Genomic DNA, 14467 nt, shown 5'->3' with positions numbered 1-14467 from the left:
TCAGGCGGCGTCGCGGTACTGGCCGGGCCAGCTGCGGGGTTTCTTGTCGGCCACGCGCTGGGCGATGGCGGCGATATGCTCGGGGGTGGTGCCGCAGCAGCCGCCGACCAGGTTGACCAGCCCGGAGGCGGCGAACTCTTCCACCAGCGACGACGTGACCTCGGGGGTTTCGTCGAAGCCCGTGTCGCTCATCGGGTTCGGCAAACCCGCGTTGGGGTAGCACGACACCGCGGCGTCGCAGATCTTGGCCAGCTCGGCGATATACGGACGCATCAGCGTCGCGCCGAGCGCGCAGTTCAGGCCGAAGGTGACCGGCCGCGCGTGGCGCAGGCTGTTCCAGAACGCCTCGACGGTCTGGCCCGACAGGATCCGGCCCGAGGCATCGGTGACGGTGCCGGAGATCATCACCGGCACGCGCTCGCCGGTGTCCTCGAACAGCTGGTCGATGGCGAACAGCGCGGCCTTGGCGTTGAGCGTGTCGAAGATGGTCTCGACCAGGAACACGTCGGCACCGCCTTCGAGCAAGGCCTTGCCCTGTTCGTAGTACGACTCGCGCAGTTCCTCGAAGGTGACGTTGCGCGCGCCGGGGTCGTTGACGTCGGGCGAGATGCTGGCGGTCTTGGGCGTGGGGCCGAAGGCGCCGGCGACGAAGCGCGGCTTGTCGGGCGTGCTGTACTTGTCGCAGGCGGCGCGCGCCAGGCGCGCGGCCTCGACGTTCATCTCGTACGCCAGCCCGGCCATCTTGTAGTCTTCCTGCGCCACGCGGGTGGCGCCGAAGGTATTGGTCTCGATCAGGTCGGCGCCGGCGGCCAGGTATTGCTCGTGGATCTCGCTGATGACCTGCGGGCGCGTCAGCAGCAGCAGTTCGTTGTTGCCCTTGACATCGACCTTGTGGTCGGCGAAGCGCTCGCCGCGGTAGTCGGCCTCGCTCAGCTTGTAGCGCTGGATCATGGTGCCCATGGCGCCATCCAGGATCAGGATGCGTTCTTGCAGCAGCCGGGGCAGCTCGGCAGCCCGGGTGTAGGGGCGCGGTGCGGCCGCGCGGGAATCAGGGGCACTCATGGCGGGGAACTCTGGAAAGGCGGGGCCGGCGGAGCTTCGACGGTAGGCCGCGGTGGCCGATGGCGGCCAAAGAGGTGCGATTTTATCAGGTGTATCAAGGCCTTGCGGGCGCCGTCGGTTGCCTGCCGGACGCTCCGGCGCCTACACTGAGAGACGTAAACATCACCGTCCGGCGGCCTGCGCCGCACCCCTTCCGCGCCCCCTTCGTCCCGCTTCCGACCATGCAACACCTGTCCCCGACCGACGCCCACGCCTTGCTGGCGCAATCGCCCGAGACGCTCTTCATCGACTGCCGCAGCGAGATGGAATACCTGTTCGTCGGCCATCCCAAGGGCGCGCACAACGTGCCCTGGAACGATGGCCCGGACTGGGAGGTCAACCCGCATTTCGTGCAGATGGTGAAGAAGCTCGCCGGGCAGGCGTCGGCGCGGCCGGTGCTGCTGATCTGCCGCAGCGGCAACCGCTCATCCGCGGCGGCCCGCGCGCTCGAGGGCGCGGGGTTCTCCAACGTCCGGTTCGTGCTGCACGGCTTCGAGGGCGACCTCGACGCGGAGCGCCACCGCAACACGCTCAACGGCTGGCGCCACGACGGGCTGCCCTGGGAGCAGTACTGAGCCATCGCATTCGGCCGCAAGCAAGCAAAAGCCCGCCGAAGCGGGCTTGGTATCCGTCGCGAAACCGGGCGTGCGCGGCTCGGGGCGCCGGCCCGGCGAAGCCGCTCAGTGCATCACCAGCGGGTGCGTCATCACGTTGTCGAACTTGCCGAGGAAGTCATCGACCTCCTCCACCGACGGCTCGCTTTCGATCAGCCGCTTCACATCCGCACGGAAGCTCTCGGCAAGCTGGCCGCCAAGGAAAATCTCGCGCTTCAGGTTCTTGTCGACGATTTCGTAGCCGCCGAATTCGAGCGGCGCTTGCTCGACATCCGCACCGAACTCGACGATGCAGTAGTTGTCGCTGTTATAGATCATTTGCATGGCACACCTCCTGGGCGTCATGGATGGGCGGCTCGCCCTTGTGGTTCTTGCCTCAGTTGTTGCCATGAGGGGGCGCCGCGGCTTTACCTCCAAACTTGGGGTGACCGGCGGTAAATCAAGTTACTGGTTGCCTGTCACCACGTTGCCACGATTTTCTGCCTTACATGAATTGGGCATCGGCCAATGCAACAAGTTTCTTGAGCCTGGAACATCAGTGTGTTGCTTGTCACGGAACGTCGCACTGGCCCCCGCATGCGGCGCTCCCGAGGAAGGCGTCCAGCGCGGCGTGGAAGCGTTCCGGCTGCTCCACGTGCACCAGGTGCGCCGCTTGCGGCACCACCTCGAGCCGTGACCCGGCAATCGCCGCGGCAATGCTCTGGGCCATCGCCACGGTAGCGCCCTGGTCCTGCTCGCCCGCTACTACCAGCGTAGGACAATGAATGCGGGAAAGCGCGCCCGCCAGGTCGAAAGCCATGATGGCCTCGGCTACACCCACGTATCCACGTACCGGAGTCGCCACCAGCATGTCGCGGATACGCAACACTTCGTCCGGATGTGACGCATGGAACGCCGGCGTCAGCCAGCGCCCGAGGGTGGCATCGGCGAGTCCCGCCATGCCGTGGGCCTCGGCCTGCCCGATCCGGTTGTGCCACATCGGGTGGGCTTCCATCGGCGTCTGGCTATTGGTCGCGACCAGCGTCAGCGACAGCAGCCGCTCCGGATGGCGCAGCCCCATGCTCTGCCCGATCATGCCGCCGACCGAGATGCCGCAGAAGTGCGCCTGCGGAATCTGCAGCGCATCCATCACGGCGACCACGTCGTCGGCCAGCCGCGTCATGGTGTAGGGGCCGAGCGGGGCATCGCTGGCGCCATGGCCGCGCAGGTCCGGGCGCACCACGCGGTAGCGGCCGGCAAGGTGCCGGGCCGTGATGTCCCAGAGCGTATGGTCGGCCGCCAGGGCATGGGTCAGGATCACCCAGGGCCCGTCGGCGCCGTCCAGGCGCACGTGCAGGTCGGCGCCGTCGGCATGGATGCGGCGGGTTTCGGTGGGCGGCGTGGCAACGGTCATGGCTGGGACTCCTTTCGGTCAAGCATGCGTTGGGAATGCGCAAACCTGCGGCGCTACGGTCCTTCCTTGCCGCGGTACACCAGGTCGATCTGGGTGCCGTCGGGCTCGGTCTGGCGCAGCCGCACCGGCATCCAGCCAAGCGACGGCGCCAGCCAGACCTCGACACGGCGCCGGTCGTTGGCGCGGCGCGGCAGCCGCACAAAGTGCTTGGCGCGCGCCACGCCCTGGCCGGTGTCGACCTCGACCTCTCCAACATACTGCACTTGCATCGGTTCGACATCCCGGGTGTCGGCCACCTGGAACGATTCCGTCACACCGGGCGTGACGTAGCGCTGCGGATTGCCGCGCACCAGCCCCACCAGCTGCAGGAAGACGCTGAAGCGGTCCTGCGCGCCGGGCGGGAACGGCGCCTGCGCGCCCGAGGCAAAGGCCACGGTGCCGGCCGCGGTGTCGATGCGCGAGGCCTCGACCTTGTTGCGGCGGCGCTCTTCGTAGCGTTCCGGCAACAGTCCCTGCTCGGCCAGTGCGCCGCTGCTCTGGAAGGCAAAGCGGAACCACAGCACGCGCGTCTCGACCGCAAGCCGGTAGCGGCTGCCGTCCTGCTCCCAGCGAATCAGGCCGTCCGGATTCTGCACGCCGTTGACGAAGCTGGCGTAATGCATGGTTGCCGACGGCGGCGCGCTGTAGCGCACCCCGTTGACGCCGCCCTGCGGCCCGCCGGACGGGGCCGGCGCGGCGGCGGCTGTGGGCGCCGCCACGCTGCCTTCGCCGCCAGTGCCGGCAGCCATCTCGGTAGCGCCCTGCGGGCTGGTGGCAAGCGGCGGCGCTGGCTCGGGAGCGGGGGCCGGGGCGGGCACCTCCGGTTCAGGCCGCGGTGCCGCGGGCTTGGGCTGCGGGCGCGGCGCGCGCGCGATCGGGCGTGGCTTGGGTGGGGCGGGCGGCGCCGGCGGCGGCAGCAATACGGCTTCCAACGTGGGCGTATTGCTGACATCGACCGGGATCAGCGGACCGGGCATGCGCACCAGGCCCACCACCGCCAGCAGGTGGACCAGCAGCACCAGCGCAATCACAAAGATCCAGCGGCGCCGGCGCCAGACGCGGGGATCCGCGCCGCGGCGGGCGTCAGGTTCAGGCGGGGCCGGTTTGTCCGGCCGGCGTGGCGGCACCAAGGTAGCCGAGTTCCGATGAGAGCTGTTGGGCGATGGCGCGCACGCGGCGATCCATCGTACCGCCCCATTCTGCATCGAATATGCTTTGCGCGCCCAGCACGATCAGCCCCATGGCGAGATGGCCGTTGGCGTCGAACACCGGCATCGAGAACGCGTTGATGCCCGGCAGCACGCCGCCGAGCGTGCGCGCGGCACCGTGTGCACGCACCTCGGCGCAGATCGCGTCGTAGTCGGCCAGCGTGCGCGGCATGTCGGGCACGCCGTCATGGCCGCGCGCGCCCAGTTCGCGCTCGATCAGCGGCAGGGTCTGCTTGCGCGGCAGGTAGGCGCCGTAGAGCCGGCCGGTGGCGGAGTTCAGCATCGGCATCACATCGCCCAGTCGCAGGCTGACGGTCACGGGATGGCTGGACTCCTCCCAGTGCACGACCGTGGGACCGTGGTTGCCCCACACCGCGATGCCGGCGGTCAGGTCCAGCTCGTCGCGCAGCTGCGACAGGATCGGGCGCGCCTTCTTGACCGGGTCGAGGCGGTTCAGCCCGGCCAGCCCCAGCTGCAGCGCGAACGGCCCCAGGTCATAGCGCCCGCTGACGGGGTCCTGCGCCACCGCGCCCAGCCGCATGAAGCTGACCAGGTAGCGGTGGGCCTTGGCCGGGTTCATGTCGGCGGCGGCGGCCAGGTCGCGCAGCATCATCGCGCGCGGCGATGCCGCCAGCGCCTGCAGCAGCCTGAAGCCCACCTCGATGGACTGGATGCCGGAACGCAGCTTGGCGTCTTCTTCTTCGATCTCTGACATGCGGGTGGCAGGGCGTGTGCCTGCTGGCTGGGGGAGGGAAAAATCCTAGGTAAATTTACTATAGCGAAATCGATTTACCAATTTTTAAGCGCTCGGTAGACTTTCTCCGCTACAGACCTGGCCGGCGGGCGCAGTGCAGCCCGCCAACACCGGGCCCCGTTTTACCATGGAGACCACCGATGCGCCCCCCTGGCTACTTCCGCCCCGCCCTCGCCGCCGTCGCAGCCCTCGCCGCTGCTCCCCTGCTTGCCCTGCTGTGCACCGCCAGCGCGCCCGCGCGCGCCGACACCTGGCCGTCGCAGCCGATCCGCTGGGTCGTGCCCTACCCCGCCGGCGGCGGCACCGATGTGGTCGCGCGCACCGTGGCCCAGGCGATCACGGCGGGGCTGGGCAAGCAGGTGGTGATCGACAACCGGCCGGGCGCCGCCACCATTGTCGGGGCCGATGCGGTGGCGCATGCCAGGCCCGACGGCTACACCGTGCTGACCGCCGATACCGCCACGCTGGCCGCCAACCCGTCGCTGTACAAGAAGCTGCCGTACAACGCCGACAAGGATTTCGTCTATATCGGCCAGCTGGCGCGCTTCCCGCTGGTGCTGGTGGCCAACCCGAATTTCCCCGCGCGCACGCTCAAGGAAGCGATCGACTATGCGCAGAAGCACCCGGGCAAGGTCAACTTTGCCTCGCCGGGCGCCGGCAGCCCGCACCACCTGGCGATGGAGCTGTTCATGGACCAGACCCGGGTCAGGATGACGCACGTGCCCTACAAGGGCGCCGCGCCCGCGGTGCAGGACCTGCTCGCGGGGCAGGTCGACCTGATGTTCCTGGACCTGGCCTCGGGCCAGCAGAACGTTCAGGCCGGCAAGCTGCGCGCGCTGGGCGTGGCCACGCCCAGGCGGCTCACCGTGCTGCCGAGTGTGCCGACCGTCGCCGAAGGCGGCGTGGCCGGCTTCGAGGCCTACGCCTGGCAAGGCATGGTGGCGCCGGCCGGCACGCCCAAGGCCGTGGTCGCGCGGCTGAACGCCGAGCTGGTCAAGGCGCTGAAGACGCCCGAGGTGCAGAAGAAGCTGGAAGGCGTGGGCGTCGAGGCGGTGTCGAGCACGCCCGAGGAATTCGCCAGCTACGCGCGTGCCGAGGCCGAGCGCTGGGGCAAGCTGATCAAGGCCAAGGGCATCACGGTCGACTGAGCGGCGCGCGCGCCGCGTTAGACTAGCGCCCATACAAGCGCCCATACTAGCGCCCATACTAGCGCCCATCGCGCCTGCCCGGCAGGCCCCCCGATCCCTACCGCATCCCATGAAACTCGCAACCCTGAAGGACGGTTCGCGCGACGGCCAGCTGGTGGTCGTGTCGCGCGACCTGAAGACCGCGCACTTCGCCACCGACATCGCCGGCAAGCTGCAGACCGTGCTCGACGACTGGCAGTTCTACGCGCCGCAGCTGCAGGACCTGTACGACGCGCTCAACGGCGGCCGCGCGCGCCATCCGTTCCCGTTCGCGCCGAAGGACTGCATGGCGCCGCTGCCGCGCGCCTACCAGTGGGCCGACGGCTCGGCCTACGTCAACCATGTCGAGCTGGTGCGCAAGGCGCGCGGTGCCGAGATGCCGCCCGAGTTCTGGACCGACCCGCTGATGTACCAGGGCGGCTCCGACGATTTCCTCGGCCCGCACGACGACATCGTCTGCGCCAGCGAGGCCTTCGGCATCGACTTCGAGGCCGAGGTCGCGGTGATCACCGGCGACGTGAAGATGGGCGCCACCCCGGAGCAGGCCGGCGAGGCCATCCGGCTGGTGATGCTGGCCAACGATGTGTCGCTGCGCAACCTGATCCCGGCCGAACTGGGCAAGGGCTTCGGCTTCTTCCAGAGCAAGCCGGCGACGGCGTTCTCGCCGGTCGCGGTGACCCCCGACGAGCTGGGCGAGGCCTGGCGCGAGCGCAAGGTGCACCTGCCGATGACCGTGCACTGGAACAGCAAGAAAGTGGGCCAGCCCGACTGCGGCACCGACATGGTGTTCGACTTCGGCCAGCTGATCGCGCATATCTGCAAGACCCGCAACGTGCGCGCCGGCAGCATCGTCGGCTCGGGCACGATCTCCAACGTCGACCGCAAGAAGGGCTACTGCTGCATCGCCGAGAAGCGCATGCTCGAGACCATCGACGAAGGCAAGCCGGTGACCGAATTCATGAAGTTCGGCGACGCGGTCAAGATCGAGATGTTCGACGCGCAGGGCCATTCGGTGTTCGGCGCGATCGACCAGCTGGTGGCGGCTGCCTGAGGCGGGCCGGGCCGCGCACGCAGCCGCGCGCCGGATTTGCATATAATTAACCGACCGATCGGTTGGTAAATTAACCATGCGTCCGGCGCCCGCGCTGGCGTCCACTTCAAAGGCCCCCATGACCACGCCCTCCGCTGACACCTCCACGCTGTCGCCACGCTACGAGCGCTACCGCGCACTGACCCTGCGCCGCCACGGCCCGATCCTCGAAATCGTCATGGGCGCGGCCCAGTCGGCCAACCAGAAGCTGGCCACCGCCGACGCCAGCATGCACCGCGAGCTGGCCGAGATCTGGCGCGACGTCTCCGCCGACCCCGAGGTGCGCGTGGCGCTGATCCGCGGCGAGGGCAAGGGCTTCTCCGCCGGCGGCGACCTCGCGCTGGTCGAGGACATGGCCAACGACTTCGACACCCGCACGCGGGTCTGGCACGAGGCGCGCGACCTGGTCTACAACGTCATCAACTGCGACAAGCCGGTGGTCTCGGCGATGCACGGCCCGGCCGTCGGCGCCGGGCTGGTGGCGGGACTGCTGGCCGATATCTCGATCGCGGCGAAGAGCGCGCGCATCGTCGACGGCCATACCCGGCTGGGCGTGGCCGCGGGCGACCATGCCGCGATCGTGTGGCCGCTGCTGTGCGGAATGGCCAAGGCCAAGTACTATCTGATGCTGTGCGAGTCGGTCAGCGGCGAAGAGGCCGAGCGGATCGGCCTGGTCTCGCTGGCGGTGGATGAGGACGAACTGGTGGCGCGCGCGTTCGAGGTGGCCAACCGGCTGGCGGCAGGGTCGCAGAGCGCGATCCGCTGGACCAAGTACGCCCTCAACAACTGGCTGCGCATGGCCGGCCCCGCTTTCGATACCTCGCTGGCGCTCGAATTCATGGGTTTTGCCGGCCCCGACGTGCACGAAGGCATGGCGAGCCTGCGCGAAAAGCGGCCGCCTCAGTTCAGGTAACGACGACGCAGCCGCGCTCCCGGAGGTCCGGGCACCCGGCTGCGCCGCACACGGAGCGCGCGACCATGTTCGGACAGATTCCCGATTTCACCAACGGCTTCGACTTCATGCGCCGGCTATGGGGCGGCGGCGCAGGCATGCCTGCCGGCCTGATGCCCGGCCTGCAGGCGATGACGCCGCCGATGGACCTGGAAGACCTCGACAAGCGCATCGCCGACCTGAAGGCGGTCGAAAGCTGGCTGCAGCTCAACACCAACCTGCTGCGCACCACCATCCAGGGACTGGAAGTGCAGCGTGCCACGCTGGTGGCGCTGCAGACCTTCGGCAACGCGCTGTCGCCCGAGGCGATGCAATCGGCGATGGAAAACGTCGCGCGCGCCGCCAACGCGCCCAGCGCCGAGGCGCCGCAACGCACCGGCGCGGATACCGGCTCCGGTACCAGTGCGGACACGGGCAGCGCCGCGCAGCCCGAGCCGCCGGCCGCCGAGCCGTCGCAGGCGGCTTCCACCGACGCCGATGCCGCTCCGGCGCCCAACGCCGCGTTGTGGTGGGACATGCTGCAACAGCAGTTCAACCAGATTGCCAGCAGCGCCGCGGCGGCCAGCATGGTGCCGTTCGGCATGGGCGGCATGGGCGGCATGGGCGGCTTTGGCGCCGCCGGCGCCGCCACGCCAGCCGGCACCACCCAGTCCGGCGCAGAGAAACCGAATACCGCGGCAGCCGGCAAGCCGCCGGCGGCTGGCACCGCCGGCCCTGCAGCGAAGAAGGCGCCGGCAAAGAAAGCACCGACGAAGAAAGCGGCTGCCAGTAAGCCGGTCAAGGCCAGGCCGGCGCGGGAGGCCGAGGGTGGCAATGGCGGCAACGGCAGCAGCAACGGCACGGGCGGCAGCGTCACCAACTGATCCCGCCGCTGCCTGACGCCCCCTTCCCCCAACCGCCCATGCATCGCGATTCGCTGCCGCTGCCCCCTGCGGCGCCCGCCTCCACGCCAAACCCCGCCGCCACCGCGCTGATCCTGACGGGCGGCGGCGCGCGCGCCGCCTACCAGGCCGGCGTGCTCAACGGCGTGGCGCGTATCGCCGCGCGCCACGGCAAGGCGCAGGCCGCGCTGCCGTTCGGCATCCTCGCCGGCACCTCGGCCGGGGCCATCAACGGCGCGGGGCTGGCCATCCATGCCGGCGACTTCGAGGCTGCCACGCAGAGCCTGGGCGCGCTCTGGCACAGCATCCATGCCGACGAGGTCTACCGCACCGATGTGCTGCGCGTGGGCGTGTCGGGCGCGCGCTGGCTGTCGACGCTGGCGCTGGGCTGGGCCACGCAGCGGCGCGCGCCGCGCGCGCTGTTCGACAACACCCCGCTGGGCAGCATGCTGGGCGAGCTGTTCGAGCCCGCGCGGGTGCAGGCCAGCCTCGACAGCGGCGCGCTGCAGGCGTTCGCGGTGACGGCGCTGTCGTACAGCACCGGGCGCCATGTGACCTTCTACCAGTCGCACCACCGCATCCATCCGTGGCACCGCAGCCAGCGCATCGCGGTGCCGGCGCAGATCACGGTGGACCACCTGCTGGCCTCGTCGTCGATCCCGTTCCTGTTCCCGGCCATGCCGCTGGAACTCGATGGCCACCACGAGTGGTTCGGCGACGGCACCATGCGCCAGATGTCGCCGCTGTCGCCGGCGATCCACCTGGGCGCGTCGCGCATCCTGGCGATCGGCGCGGCCTCGCGCCAGCGCTCGGGCTGGTTCGACACCATGCCGGGCGGCGGCTATCCGTCGCTGGCGCAGGTGGGCGGCCAGGCGCTGGCCAGCATCTTCCTGGACGGCCTGAACGCCGACCTGGAGCGGCTGCTGCATATCAACCGGCTGCTGGCGCGCATGCCCGAGGTGGCCGGCGACCGCGAGGGCTGGCGCCCGGTGCAGGTGATGACGGTGGCGCCCAGCGAGCCGATCGAGGCCATCGCCGCCGAGCACCAGAAGCAGCTGCCGCGCACCGTGCGCGCGCTGCTGGCGCCGCTGGGCGGCACCGAGGCGCGCGGCGCCGCGTTCGCCAGCTACCTGCTGTTCGAGCCGGCCTTTACGCAGGCGCTGATCGCGCTGGGCGAGCGCGACGCCGAAGCCCAGGCCGACGAGCTGGCGGCCTTCCTCTACGGCATCGTCCCCGGCACGGCGCCGGCCGCGCCCGACACTGGCGACCACGCGGCCGAGCAGGCAGTCTCTCCCTGAGTTGCCGCCGTCACATGACGGTCACACAGGCGCCCGCGCTGGCACTTTGGCCCGCCGCCGCGGCGCTGATCGCCCGGAAAATGCAGAAGGCGCCGGCAAACCCCGCCCGGCGTTGCATATTTGCCCCGCTCCGGCCTAAAAAAGGAGAGAAGAGAATAATTCGCATCTGGTAGAATCTGCCCGTAATTTCAAAGGCTTACCATGCTCTACCCCGAACTGTTCAAATCGTTGGAAGCCGTCCGCTGGCACATGGACAAGGACATCCCCTGGGAGTCCTTCGACGCCAGCATGCTGACGGACGACCAGGCCAAGACCATTCGCATGAATGCGATCACGGAATGGTCCGCCCTGCCCGCGACCGAGATGTTCCTGCGCGACAACCGCCACGACTCTGACTTTTCGGCGTTCATGAGCATCTGGTTCTTCGAGGAACAGAAGCATTCGCTGGTGCTGATGGAGTACCTGCGCCGCTTCCGCCCGGACCTGGTGCCGACCGAGGAAGAACTGCACGCGGTGCGCTTCGAGTTCGACCCGGCCCCCCCGCTGGAAACGCTGATGCTGCATTTCTGCGGCGAGATCCGCCTGAACCACTGGTACCGCCGTGCCGCCGAATGGCACACCGAACCGGTGATCAAGCATATCTACCGCACCCTGTCGCAGGACGAAGCCCGCCACGGCGGCGCCTACCTGCGCTACATGAAGAAATACCTGGCGCAGTTCGGCGACAGCGCGCGCGCGGCCTTCGCCAAGATCGGCGTGCTGATGGCCTCGGCGCGCCGCACCGAGAAGCCGCTGCACCCGACCAACCTGCACGTCAACAAGGCGCTGTTCCCCAACGACACGGTGCAGTCGCGCCTGCCGGACCCCGACTGGCTCGAGAAATGGCTGGACGAGCAGATCCGCTTCGACGAAGGCTGGGAGAAGAAGGTCATCGAACGGATCCTGCACAACATGTCGCTGCTGTTCGAGCGCACCTTCGAAAGCGTGCAGGACCTGAACCGCTACCGCAAGGAGCTGAACGCCAGCCTGCAAGGCGCCGGCGCGGCCCGCCCGGCGCAGGCCTGAGCGGCCCGAACGGGACGAGAAAACCGGACGAAAAAAATGCCCCGCCGAAGCGGGGCATTTTTCTGTCTTCTTTTTCTACCTTCACGCATTCCCGACAAATGCGGCCCGCAGCGGCATGCCGGATCGGGTCCGGCCCTGGCGGGTAGGGTACAACGCCGTTTTCCTGTTCCCGGAAATTCGGTGCCGCGGATGATAAGCGCACCAGAGGCTTCGCAGGTAGTAGCCGGTTACTACATCCTGGACGTGCCGCGACCGAACCGGCCAGCGCCGGCGCGGAGCCCGCTGCAAGAACAGGTACCATTCGGGCAAGCGCGCCGGCTCCGCCATGGTGCCGGCCTCCACCTACCCCATGTCCCGATCCATGTCCGTACCCGCCTTCGAATCCAAGCTGACTCCCGCCGACGACACCGCCGCGCTGGCCGCGCGCATCGCCGCGCTGCCGCGCCCGCTGGTGTTTACCAACGGCGTCTTCGACATCCTCCATCGCGGCCATGCCACCTACCTGGCGCAGGCGCGCGCGCTCGGCGCCAGCCTGGTGGTCGGGGTCAACAGCGATGCCTCGGTGAAGATGCTGGGCAAGGGCGACGACCGCCCGCTCAACCATGAGTCGGACCGCATGGCGCTGCTGGCCGCGCTGGCGTCGGTCGACCTGGTGGCGATGTTCCGCGAACAGACGCCGGTGGAGCTGATCCGGCTGGTGCGCCCCGACATCTACGTCAAGGGCGGCGACTACGATATCGATACGCTCGAAGAAACCCGGCTGGTGCGCAGCTGGGGCGGCCAGGCCTACGCCATCCCCTTCCTGCACGATCGCTCGACCACCAAGCTGCTGACCAGGGTGCGCCAGGGCGGCTGAGCCGCCGCGCCTGCATTATCTGGCCCGCACTAAGCGCCCGGCGCCGACGCCGGCGTGGCCGGCGGCGCTTGCAGCCGCATGCGCTCGCCCCGCACCTGCTGCTCCAGCCGGTGCGGCTCGCGCGGCGATTCGAACCAGCCCGACAGCGGCTGCGCGCCGAACGCACCCAGCACCGCGGCCAGCAGCACCGCGTTGGCAAGCAGCAGCAACAGCAATGCGATGCTCAGGGAGCGGGTGATCATGGGGAATCGGCTGGAGGTAGGGACGTAGCGTGGTTACGCGTCGGCCATGGCCATTGCATGCAGGCCGAGCAGCACCAGATTATCGTGCATCTCGAACGGCACCGCGAGCGCCCCGGCCAGCGCGCCGCGGGCGCCGCCTGACAGCAGGCAGCGCGGCGGGCGCGCAGCATCGCCGCGCTCGCCCAGCGCGCGCCAGGTGCGCTCGATGGCGCCCGCCTGCGCGGCCAGGCAGCCGGCGGCAATGGCGTCGTGGGTGTTGTCGGCCCAGCGCCGCTGCGCGCCCGCCACGCTGCCGGCCTCGCCCACATCCAGCGCCGGCAGCTGCGCCGTATTGCGCGCCAGCGTGCCCAGCATCAGCGCCAGCCCCGGCAGGATCAGCCCGCCTTCGAAACGCGCGCCGCCAGCCTCCGTCACGGTGACGATATCGAGCGTGGTGGCGGTGCCGGCAGTGACCAGCAGCAACGTGTCGCGCGGCAGCCAGCGGTGCGCGCCGACTGCGCCGATCCAGCGGTCGACGCCCAGTTGGGTCGGTTCGCGATAGCCGTTGGCCAGGTCGCCATGCACGGCCGCGCTGCGCACCCATTGCACCGGCGCGCAGCCGCCGAAGGCATCGGCCAGCGTAGCATCGACGTCGGCGGCAAGCACCGGCCCGGCCACGTTGCTGATCCACACCGACGGCATCGGCCCGCCGGCGCGCAGCACGCGCAGCTCGGCGGCCAGGGCCTGCAGCGCGCCGTCGGCGGCATGCGTGACCGCGCCGGCGTGCTGCCACGGCGTCGGCAGCGCAGCGGTGCCAGCGGTGGCGGGCAGTGCCGCACCGGCGTCGCACCACGCCCACTTGAGCCGGGTATTGCCGATATCGACCAGCAGGCGCGGCGCGGTCATGCGTGCCCGTCCTTGCCCGCAGCGGGCCGCAGCGACAGTTCGCCGCTGGCGATGCGCTCCAGGCCCGCGGGCGTTTCCAGCAGCAGGTGGCCGGCCTCGTCGACGCCGCGCGCCATGCCTTCGGCGATCACCTGGCCGTCGTGCAGCAGCCGCACCGGCTGGTCGCGGTAGGCATCGGCGGCGGACCAGCGCCGCGCCATCGGCCCGAAGCCGTGCGCGAGGAAGTCCGCGCGCATCGCCACCAGCCGCTCCAGCACCGCGGCCAGCAGGCGCGGCGCATCGCGCCCGGCATCGAAGCCGGGCATGGCCTCGGCCACGCCCGCCAGTTCGCGGCCCAGCGCGGCCTCCATCTGCGCATCGCGCACCAGGTTCAGGCCGATGCCGATCACCGCCCAGACCCGCTGCGGGCCCGCCGGCACCGATTCGATCAGGATGCCGGCCAGCTTGCGGCCGTCGATCTGCAGGTCATTGGGCCATTTCAGCCCGACCCGCGCGCCCAGCGCCGGGGCCACGTCGCCCAGGGCCTCGGCCAGCGCCAGGCCCACCGCCAGGCTCAGGCCGCTCAGCTGCGCCGGCGCCAGCGCCAGCGGCAGCGCCACCGAGAAGGTCATGCCGGCCTGCCCCTGCCATGGCCGGCCCTGGCGTCCGCGCCCGGCGGTCTGGCGATAGGCCAGGCGCAGCGTGCCGGCATCGGACCACGGCGCCTGGCGGCAGCGCGCGGTCAGGTCGGCATTGGTCGAGCCGGTTTCCTCGACCAGTTCCAGGGTCCAGTCGCGCAGCGCGGGCGACAGCATGGCGCGCAGCGCGCCTTCATCGATGCGCCAGGCCATGGCGGCGGAAGGATCGGGCGAATTCGGAGGAACGGCGGACATGCGCGGCAATGGATGGGGATGGGCGGGATC

Annotated in this window: 16 protein-coding genes; 8 read left to right on the top strand and 8 right to left on the bottom strand. The window is 69.8% G+C overall.

Annotated features, from left to right (window positions below; translation table 11 throughout):
* Entirely contained in the window at nt 1-1062 is a 1062-nt protein-coding gene (locus A2G96_RS01835; protein WP_062796240.1) for a homocysteine S-methyltransferase family protein, read from the bottom strand.
* A gap of 221 nt (nt 1063-1283) precedes the next feature.
* On the opposite strand from A2G96_RS01835, the gene A2G96_RS01830 reads away from it, so the two are divergent.
* On the top strand, nt 1284-1676 hold the full coding sequence (locus A2G96_RS01830) for a rhodanese-like domain-containing protein (protein ID WP_018006652.1): 393 nt from the start codon (nt 1284-1286) through the stop codon (nt 1674-1676).
* A 105-nt stretch (nt 1677-1781) separates the two neighbouring features.
* On the opposite strand, the gene A2G96_RS01825 is transcribed toward A2G96_RS01830, so the two are convergent.
* The 4 genes from A2G96_RS01825 to A2G96_RS01810 form a co-directional block, all read right to left on the bottom strand.
* Entirely contained in the window at nt 1782-2039 is a 258-nt protein-coding gene (locus A2G96_RS01825; protein WP_012351433.1) for a BTH_I0359 family protein, read from the bottom strand.
* Nucleotides 2040-2265: 226 nt separating this feature from the next.
* Complete coding sequence (locus tag A2G96_RS01820; RefSeq protein WP_062796238.1) at nt 2266-3108, bottom strand: alpha/beta fold hydrolase; 843 nt, start codon at nt 3106-3108, stop codon at nt 2266-2268.
* A gap of 53 nt (nt 3109-3161) precedes the next feature.
* Nucleotides 3162-4178: a DUF3108 domain-containing protein gene (locus A2G96_RS01815; protein ID WP_231909607.1), complete on the bottom strand. Its 1017-nt coding sequence runs from the start codon at nt 4176-4178 to the stop codon at nt 3162-3164.
* A 58-nt stretch (nt 4179-4236) separates the two neighbouring features.
* Complete coding sequence (locus A2G96_RS01810) at nt 4237-5070, bottom strand: IclR family transcriptional regulator (protein ID WP_062796236.1); 834 nt, start codon at nt 5068-5070, stop codon at nt 4237-4239.
* Between the two features lie 179 nt (nt 5071-5249).
* Between A2G96_RS01810 and A2G96_RS01805 the strand changes: the two genes are divergently transcribed.
* The 7 genes from A2G96_RS01805 (at nt 5250) to rfaE2 (ending at nt 12438) form a co-directional block, all read left to right on the top strand.
* Nucleotides 5250-6257, top strand: coding sequence for a Bug family tripartite tricarboxylate transporter substrate binding protein (locus A2G96_RS01805; RefSeq protein ID WP_062796231.1), 1008 nt, complete (start codon nt 5250-5252; stop codon nt 6255-6257).
* 109 nt (nt 6258-6366) lie between these two features.
* Nucleotides 6367-7347: a fumarylacetoacetate hydrolase family protein gene (locus A2G96_RS01800; protein WP_062796229.1), complete on the top strand. Its 981-nt coding sequence runs from the start codon at nt 6367-6369 to the stop codon at nt 7345-7347.
* 118 nt (nt 7348-7465) lie between these two features.
* The gene (locus A2G96_RS01795) at nt 7466-8299 is read left to right on the top strand and encodes an enoyl-CoA hydratase/isomerase family protein (protein ID WP_062796227.1); all 834 of its coding nucleotides are present in this window, start codon (nt 7466-7468) and stop codon (nt 8297-8299) included.
* Between the two features lie 65 nt (nt 8300-8364).
* Nucleotides 8365-9201: a PhaM family polyhydroxyalkanoate granule multifunctional regulatory protein gene (locus A2G96_RS01790; RefSeq protein ID WP_062796225.1), complete on the top strand. Its 837-nt coding sequence runs from the start codon at nt 8365-8367 to the stop codon at nt 9199-9201.
* Between the two features lie 38 nt (nt 9202-9239).
* Nucleotides 9240-10517 carry a patatin-like phospholipase family protein gene (locus A2G96_RS01785; RefSeq protein WP_062796224.1) on the top strand — a complete coding sequence of 426 codons (1278 nt, stop codon included), beginning with the start codon at nt 9240-9242 and terminating at the stop codon, nt 10515-10517.
* A gap of 201 nt (nt 10518-10718) precedes the next feature.
* Nucleotides 10719-11582 (top strand): ferritin family protein, encoded by an 864-nt coding sequence (locus A2G96_RS01780; protein WP_062796223.1) that lies wholly within the window; start codon nt 10719-10721, stop codon nt 11580-11582.
* A 361-nt stretch (nt 11583-11943) separates the two neighbouring features.
* Entirely contained in the window at nt 11944-12438 is a 495-nt protein-coding gene (gene rfaE2 / locus A2G96_RS01775) for a D-glycero-beta-D-manno-heptose 1-phosphate adenylyltransferase (protein WP_062796221.1), read from the top strand.
* 29 nt (nt 12439-12467) lie between these two features.
* On the opposite strand, the gene A2G96_RS01770 is transcribed toward rfaE2, so the two are convergent.
* The 3 genes from A2G96_RS01770 to A2G96_RS01760 are packed head-to-tail and all read right to left on the bottom strand — an operon-like array spanning nt 12468 to nt 14437.
* Nucleotides 12468-12680 (bottom strand): hypothetical protein, encoded by a 213-nt coding sequence (locus A2G96_RS01770; protein ID WP_062796220.1) that lies wholly within the window; start codon nt 12678-12680, stop codon nt 12468-12470.
* Between the two features lie 33 nt (nt 12681-12713).
* Nucleotides 12714-13565 carry a type III pantothenate kinase gene (locus tag A2G96_RS01765; protein WP_062796219.1) on the bottom strand — a complete coding sequence of 284 codons (852 nt, stop codon included), beginning with the start codon at nt 13563-13565 and terminating at the stop codon, nt 12714-12716.
* Nucleotides 13562-14437: a biotin--[acetyl-CoA-carboxylase] ligase gene (locus A2G96_RS01760; protein WP_062796218.1), complete on the bottom strand. Its 876-nt coding sequence runs from the start codon at nt 14435-14437 to the stop codon at nt 13562-13564. The genes A2G96_RS01765 and A2G96_RS01760 overlap by 4 nt, the downstream gene beginning before the upstream one ends.
* Between the last annotated feature and the right edge of the window lie 30 nt (nt 14438-14467).

Source organism: Cupriavidus nantongensis, from assembly GCF_001598055.1.
In the GTDB taxonomy this organism is placed as follows: Bacteria; Pseudomonadota; Gammaproteobacteria; order Burkholderiales; family Burkholderiaceae; genus Cupriavidus; species Cupriavidus nantongensis.
The sequence above is the reverse complement of the archived record's forward strand: the minus strand, read 5'-3'. Positions and strand labels throughout refer to the sequence as shown.